General features: G+C 63.2%; 5 protein-coding genes. 3 read left to right on the top strand and 2 right to left on the bottom strand.

Going from position 1 to position 7850, the window contains the following annotated elements; translation table 11 throughout:
- Positions 1–940: 940 nt before the first annotated feature.
- The 3 genes from PFRI_RS01990 (at position 941) to PFRI_RS01980 (ending at position 6051) form a co-directional block, all read left to right on the top strand.
- Positions 941–1846, top strand: coding sequence for a S1 family peptidase (locus PFRI_RS01990; protein ID WP_053324284.1), 906 nt, complete (start codon positions 941–943; stop codon positions 1844–1846).
- A gap of 404 nt (positions 1847–2250) precedes the next feature.
- Positions 2251–3330: a S1 family peptidase gene (locus PFRI_RS01985; RefSeq protein WP_053324283.1), complete on the top strand. Its 1080-nt coding sequence runs from the start codon at positions 2251–2253 to the stop codon at positions 3328–3330.
- Between the two features lie 375 nt (positions 3331–3705).
- Positions 3706–6051 (top strand): PHP domain-containing protein, encoded by a 2346-nt coding sequence (locus tag PFRI_RS01980; protein WP_202883179.1) that lies wholly within the window; start codon positions 3706–3708, stop codon positions 6049–6051.
- 843 nt (positions 6052–6894) lie between these two features.
- Here PFRI_RS01980 and ble-Sh read toward each other — a convergent pair.
- Entirely contained in the window at positions 6895–7269 is a 375-nt protein-coding gene (gene ble-Sh, locus PFRI_RS01975; RefSeq protein WP_062188392.1) for a phleomycin/bleomycin binding protein Ble-Sh, read from the bottom strand.
- Positions 7270–7617: 348 nt separating this feature from the next.
- The coding region (locus PFRI_RS21470) for a hypothetical protein (RefSeq protein WP_072629088.1) at positions 7618–7850 on the bottom strand (233 nt) is incomplete at its 5' end.

The following is a 7850-nucleotide window of genomic DNA, read 5'->3' as shown; positions in this document are numbered from 1 at the left end:
AAAAATAAACAAATAGGGGTTCCGCGCACATTTCCCCGAAAAGTGCCACCTGACGTCTAAGAAACCATTATTATCATGACATTAACCTATAAAAATAGGCGTATCACGAGGCCCTTTCGTCTCGCGCGTTTCGGTGATGACGGTGAAAACCTCTGACACATGCAGCTCCCGGAGACGGTCACAGCTTGTCTGTAAGCGGATGCCGGGAGCAGACAAGCCCGTCAGGGCGCGTCAGCGGGTGTTGGCGGGTGTCGGGGCTGGCTTAACTATGCGGCATCAGAGCAGATTGTACTGAGAGTGCACCATATATGCGGTGTGAAATACCGCACAGATGCGTAAGGAGAAAATACCGCATCAGGCGGATCGGCGCGCCGGATCCGCACAAACGAAGGTCTCACTTAATCTTCTGTACTCTGAAGAGGAGTGGGAAATACCAAGAAAAACATCAAACTCGAATGATTTTCCCAAACCCCTACCACAAGATATTCATCAGCTGCGAGATAGGCTGATCAGGAGCAAGCTCGTACGAGAAGAAACAAAATGACAAAAAAAATCCTATACTATATAGGTTACAAATAAAAAAGTATCAAAAATGAAGCCTGCATCTCTCAGGCAAATGGCATTCTGACATCCTCTTGATTAGAATCTAGCAAGACCGGTCTTCTCGTAAGTGCCCAACTTGAACTGAGGAACAGTCATGTCTAAGGCTACAAACTCAATGATGATGATGATGATGGTCGACACCCGTAGAATCGAGACCGAGGAGAGGGTTAGGGATAGGCTTACCACCCCAATTGGGCCCAAGCTGGCGGCCGCCGCGGCTCGAGGTACCGATCCGAGACGGCCGGCTGGGCCACTCCGAATCCGGAGTGCGCCCCTGGCTGCGCCTCACGGGCCCCGACCCCACACGGGCCCCCGACTTCCTTGGTGGAGGAACGAAGTGAGGATCAAGCGCACCACCCCCCGCAGCGGCATCGCGAGACCGACCCGGCTGGTCGCCCTCGCCTCCGGGCTCGTGGCCGCCGCCGCGTTCGCGGTCCCCAGCGCGAACGCGACCGAGGTGACCACCTTCAGCACCGCCCAGCTCACCAAGGCGAGCGACTCGGTGCTCAAGGCCGACATCCCGGGCACCGCCTGGGCCGTCGACAGCAAGTCCAACCGTGTCGTCGTCACCGTCGACAGCAGGGTCTCCCAGGCCGAGATCGACAAGATCAAGCAGGAGGCCGGAGCCAACGCCGGCGCGCTGACCATCAAGCGCACCCCGGGCACGTTCAAGAAGTTCATCTCCGGCGGTGACGCCATCTACGCGAGCGGCTGGCGCTGCTCGCTGGGCTTCAACGTCCAGGACAACAGCGGCAACTACTACTTCCTGACCGCCGGTCACTGCACCGACGGTGCCGGCACCTGGTGGTCGAACTCCTCGCACACGACCACGCTGGGCACCACCGCCGGGTCGTCCTTCCCGGGCAACGACTACGGCATCGTGCGCTACACCAACGGCTCGGTGGACAAGTCCGGCACCGTGGGCAGCGTGGACATCACGAGCGCGGGCACGCCGTCCGTGGGCACGACCGTCTACCGGCGCGGCTCCACCACCGGCACCCACAGCGGCCGGGTCACCGCCCTCAACGCCACCGTCAACTACGGCGGCGGCGACATCGTGTCCGGTCTCATCCAGACCACGGTCTGCGCCGAGCCCGGCGACTCCGGCGGTCCGCTGTACTCCAACAGCGGTATCGCCTACGGCCTGACCTCCGGCGGCAGCGGCGACTGCACCTACGGCGGCACGACCTTCTTCCAGCCGGTCACCGAGGCGCTCAACGCCTACGGGGTCCACGTCTACTGACGTCCCCCCGCCCCTGCCGGACCGCCCGGCGGTCCGAGTCCTGATGTTGTCGGCCGACAGCAGTCACAGCCCCCGTACGCGCACCGGGCGTACGGGGGCTCGTCGTGTCCGCGCCCGTTCGGCGCCCGGTGAGCAGCTGTCAGAACACCGATCGTTTTCAGACAGGACTAAACCTCACGGTGCGTCGACAAGTTACTCACTCGTAGCGTTTGCTCTGCGAACACAGGGGCGATGACCTCGGGCGCGCGCAGCGCAGGGGACGTACGTCGGTTGACGTATACACGTCCAGAACTCGACCTTGTGTGCGCCCGTCGCGGATCGGAATAGTGGGCGCCGGTCAATCCTTTCGGCGCCGCGAGGTCCCCACAATCTCCGGTGTCGAACCCCCCACAGGAGGACATCAATTGAACAACCGTCGTATTTCCATGCGCCGTAAGGCCCTGGCGGGCACGGGCATCGCCGTGCTCATCGCCGCGGGCATGAGCTTCCAGACTGCGAACGCCAGTGAGTCCGCGCAGGTTCCCCAGGCCAAGGTCCTGTCCGCGTCGGAGGCCGGAAACTTCGCCTCGACGCTGCTGAAGGACATCGACGGCGCCACGGCGGGCACCTACTACGACGCCGAGTCCAAGGCGCTCGTGGTCAACGTGCTCGACAAGGGCACCGCCCAGAAGGTGGAGCAGGCCGGCGCGAAGGCCAGAATCGTCCGCCACACCCTCGCCGAGCTGGACGCCGCCCAGGCGACGCTGGCGAAGGACGCGACCATCCCGGGTACCTCGTGGGTCACCGACCCCGTCACCAACAAGGTCGTCGTCACCGTCGACAGCACGGTGACCGGGGACAAGTGGGCCAAGCTCTCCAAGGTCGTCGACACCCTGGGCGACAAGGCCGAGATCAAGCGCACGCAGGGCGAGTTCCGCTCCTTCATCGCCGGCGGTGACGCCATCACCGGCTCGGGCGGCCGCTGCTCGCTCGGCTTCAACGTGGTCAAGAACGGCCAGCCGTACTTCCTCACCGCCGGTCACTGCACCGACGCCATCAGCACCTGGTCGGACTCCAGCGGCAGGGTGATCGGCCGCAACGCGGCGTCCAGCTTCCCGGGCAACGACTACGGTCTGGTCGAGTACACCGCCGACGTCGACCACCCGAGCGCGGTCAACCTCTACAACGGCTCCACCCAGCAGATCACCCGGGCGGGCAACGCCACCGTCGGTGAGCAGGTGACCCGCAGCGGTTCGACGACCCAGGTGCACACCGGCACCGTCACGGGCCTGAACGCCACCGTGAACTACGCCGAGGGCACGGTCAGCGGTCTGATCCAGACCACCGTCTGCGCCGAGCCCGGTGACAGCGGCGGCGCGCTGTTCGACGGCTCCACCGCTCTCGGCCTGACCTCCGGCGGCAGCGGCGACTGCACCTCCGGTGGCACGACCTTCTTCCAGCCGGTGACCGAGGCGCTGTCGGCGACCGGCACCCAGATCGGCTGAGGCAGCGCCGGGCCGGCCGGTTTCCGCCGTCCGGCATCCACGACGAGCCCCGTCCTCGCACGCGCGAGGGCGGGGCTCTCCGCGTTGTCCGTGTGCCCCGCGCCTTCCGGGTTCTCCGTGTTCTCCGGGTTCTCCGTGTTCTCCGGGGCTTCGTGCTCTGTGTTCTCCGTTCTCCGGGTCTTCCGGCGTTCCGGTGTCTCCCGTGCCCCCTGGTGCGCGGCGGCGGGGGTGCCGGGGCGCGTTTGCGCAGGTGGGAGGCGGTCGAACGGATGTCGTACGCATGTTCGAGAAGGGAGGTATGGTGGTGTCGTAGGGCAGTGAACTGATGTTCGAGGTCGGGTTCGGACGGACCGGCTCACGAGGCGGGAGGTGTGTGTGCCGCGCTTCACACATCTGCACACCGTCTCCGGGTTCTCCCTGCGCTACGGCGCCTCGCACCCGGAGCGGCTGGCCGAGCGTGCCGCCGAACGGGGCATGGACGCCCTCGCGCTCACCGACCGCGACACCCTGGCCGGTGCGGTGCGCTTCGCCAAGGCCTGCGCGACGGCCGGGGTGCGTCCGCTGTTCGGGGTGGACCTGGCGGTGGCCGGGCCCGAGCCGGCGGGGCAGCAGACGCCCGCCCGGCGCCGGGCACCGGTGCGCGGCGGCGCCTTCGTCGACGAGTCGGCCCCCCGCGTGACCTTCCTCGCCCGGGACGGCGCCCGTGGCTGGGCCGACCTGTGCCGCCTGGTCACCGCCGCCCACACCGCCGACGGGACACCCCGGCTCGCCTGGTCCGACAACCACGGCGGCGGCCTGATCGTGCTGCTCGGCCCCGACTCCGACGTCGGCCGGGCGCTGGCCGCGGGCCGACCCGACCGGGCCGCACGGCTCCTCGTGCCCTGGCGCGAGGTCTACGGCGACGCCCTGCGCCTGGAGGCCGTCTGGCACGGCCGCACGGGCACCGGGCCCGGCTCCCTGCGCCTGGCCGCCCGCACCGTCGGCTTCGCCGCCGAACAGCGCGTCCGGCCCGTGCTCAGCAACGCCGTCCGCTACGCCGATCCCGGCCAGGGCCCGGTCGCCGACGTCCTGGACGCCGCCCGCCGCCTGGTCCCCGTCGACGCCGCCAAGGAACGGGACTCCGGTGAGGCCTGGCTGAAGGACCCCGGAGCCATGCTGCACGCGGCCGAGCGGATCGTGGAGTCCGCGGGCTTCCGGCGCGAGACCGCCCTCCGCCTGCTGGAGCAGACCGAGACCACGGCCGCCTCCTGCCTGGTCGACCCCGAGGACGACCTCGGCATGGGTACCGTCCACTTCCCCGAGCCGCACCTGGTCGGCGCCGCCCGCCGCACCGCCCAGCGCACGCTCGCCTCCCGGGCGGCCGCCGGCATGGTGCTGCGCGGCTACGCCGGCCGGCGCGCCTACTGGGAGCGGATGCACGAGGAACTGGACATCATCGCCCACCACGGCTTCGCCACCTACTTCCTCACCGTCGCCCAGGTCGTGGACGACGTACGGAAGATGGGCATCCGGGTCGCCGCGCGCGGCTCCGGCGCGGGCTCCCTCGTCAACCATCTGCTCGGCATCGCCCACGCCGACCCCGTCGAGCACGGACTGCTGATGGAGCGCTTCCTGTCCAAGCGGCGGATGGTCCTGCCCGACATCGACATCGACGTGGAGTCCGCGCGCCGCCTGGAGGTCTACCGGGCGATCATCGACCGGTTCGGCGCCGAGCGGGTCGCCACGGTCTCCATGCCGGAGACGTACCGTGTCCGCCACGCCATCCGCGACGTGGGTGCCGCCCTGTCCCTGGACCCCGCCGAGATCGACCGCATCGCCAAGTCCTTCCCGCACATCCGCGCCCGCGACGCCCGCGCGGCCCTTCAGGAGCTGCCCGAGCTGAAGGAGCTGGCGGGGGAGCAGGAGCGGTACGGCAGGCTGTGGGAGCTGGTCGAGGCCCTGGACGCGCTGCCGCGCGGGGTCGCCATGCACCCCTGCGGGGTGCTGCTGTCCGACGCCTCCCTGCCGGCGCGCACCCCGGTGGTGCCCACCAGCGGCGAGGGCTTTCCCATGTCCCAGTTCGACAAGGACGACGTGGAGGACCTCGGCCTGCTCAAGCTGGACGTGCTGGGCGTGCGGATGCAGTCGGCGATGGCGCACGCCGTCGCCGAGGTGGAGCGGGCCACGGGGGAGCGCATCGACCTGGACGCCCTGCCCGACGACGACCCGGCGACGTACCGGCTGATCCGCTCCGCCGAGACGCTCGGCTGCTTCCAGATCGAGTCGCCCGGCCAGCGGGACCTGGTCGGACGCTTGCAGCCGGCGACCTTCCACGACCTGGCCGTGGACATCTCCCTCTTCCGGCCCGGCCCGGTCGCCGCCGACATGGTGCGGCCGTTCATCGAGGCCCGGCACGGGCGGGCCCCGGTGCGCTATCCGCACCCGGACCTGCGCGGGCCGCTGGAGGAGACGTACGGCGTCGTCGTCTTCCACGAGCAGATCATCCACATCGTCGACATCATGACCGGCTGCGGACGCGACGAGGCGGACCGGGTGCGTCGCGGGCTGTCCGACCCGGAGTCGCAGGGGCGGATCAAGGTGTGGTTCGCGCAGAGCGCGGCGGCCCGCGGATACGACGCGGTGAACAATTGTGTGAATATCAAGAATTGTATGAACAAGCAAAGTTGGAGCTTTGAGCGATGTATTTATATGAGTAGTGAAATCCTGATTGCGATCAGGTAAGGCTCTAAAAATCGATGATGGTCCCGAATTCTTTGATAGGCTAAGGACTTCCTCATCGGGCAGTTCGAAGGAAGAAGGGGCATGAGCCCTGCGAAACCATATGAGGAAGGGAGATAGAAGCAGAAGATTATCCTTCGGGAGCAAGTCTTTCCAGCCCGCATCTTGTGATTGGATGATAGTTTTAACTAAGGAAAGAGTGCGACATCCGTTGTGTAGTAATCATGCATACGTCTATTATTCTCTCTAGTTACCCAACTCTGTTATCTCACTAATTCATGGAATGCCCTCCAGGTAGATACTACAACGATTCAATAGTACTGCAACACACAGATGAGATTAGTTTAGTTTCCCATAATGAGAATTCAGAGTACAAGAACAATCTAGTAGCCATAAGCAAGGTTCACCCTCTCCTGTTTTTATCCTATAGGCGGCATATCCAGATATATCGACTACCTCAGCTCCGTTGGATAACTACCATTAGCACCGTGCCAGAGATTCCTGCATGCAGATCTGCGGCCGCAATTCAGCTTGCAAATTAAAGCCTTCGAGCGTCCCAAAACCTTCTCAAGCAAGGTTTTCAGTATAATGTTACATGCGTACACGCGTCTGTACAGAAAAAAAAGAAAAATTTGAAATATAAATAACGTTCTTAATACTAACATAACTATAAAAAAATAAATAGGGACCTAGACTTCAGGTTGTCTAACTCCTTCCTTTTCGGTTAGAGCGGATGTGGGGGGAGGGCGTGAATGTAAGCGTGACATAACTAATTACATGATATCGACAAAGGAAAAGGGGGACGGATCTCCGAGGCCTCGGACCCGTCGGGCCGCGTCGGACGTGTCAGTCCTGCTCCTCGGCCACGAAGTGCACGCAGTTGCCGGCCGGGTCGCGCAGGGCGAACTCCTGCCCCCACGGCTGCTCGCCGATCTCGGTCATGGCCGGCCCGGAGGCGTCCCGGAAGTTCGTGGACACGACCTCCGACCACTCGGCGTACAGCTCGTCCAGGCCGCGCACCCACACCCAGGCCAGGGTGTTGTCCGGCACCACCTGGTCCTGGACCGCGCTGATGAACAGGGTCACGTCGTCCCGGACCACACCGGCGAAGTCGTCCTCCACGAAGTCCCGGGAGAACCCGAGCCGGTCGGTCCAGAACTCGACCGCTCCGGCGACGTCGCGCGCGGTGAGCACCGGAACGGCACTGGTCAACTTGGCCATGGTTTAGTTCCTCACCTTGTCGTATTATACTATGCCGATATACTATGCCGATGATTAATTGTCAACGCCGCCCTTAGATTAGATTGCTATGCTTTCTTTCTAATGAGCAAGAAGTAAAAAAAGTTGTAATAGAACAAGAAAAATGAAACTGAAACTTGAGAAATTGAAGACCGTTTATTAACTTAAATATCAATGGGAGGTCATCGAAAGAGAAAAAAATCAAAAAAAAAAATTTTCAAGAAAAAGAAACGTGATAAAAATTTTTATTGCCTTTTTCGACGAAGAAAAAGAAACGAGGCGGTCTCTTTTTTCTTTTCCAAACCTTTAGTACGGGTAATTAACGACACCCTAGAGGAAGAAAGAGGGGAAATTTAGTATGCTGTGCTTGGGTGTTTTGAAGTGGTACGGCGATGCGCGGAGTCCGAGAAAATCTGGAAGAGTAAAAAAGGAGTAGAAACATTTTGAAGCTATGGTGTGTGAGCAAAAGGCCAGCAAAAGGCCAGGAACCGTAAAAAGGCCGCGTTGCTGGCGTTTTTCCATAGGCTCCGCCCCCCTGACGAGCATCACAAAAATCGACGCTC

Origin of the sequence: Planktotalea frisia (assembly GCF_001890925.1) — a bacterium.
GTDB classification, from domain to species: Bacteria; Pseudomonadota; Alphaproteobacteria; order Rhodobacterales; family Rhodobacteraceae; genus Planktotalea; species Planktotalea frisia.
This window is presented reverse-complemented; position numbering and strand designations above follow the sequence as displayed.

Excerpts from the sequence above, each read along its gene's own strand:
- ble-Sh (WP_062188392.1), bottom strand. The coding sequence starts at position 7,269 with ATGGCCAAGTTGACCAGTGCCGTTCCGGTGCTCACCGCGCGCGACGTC.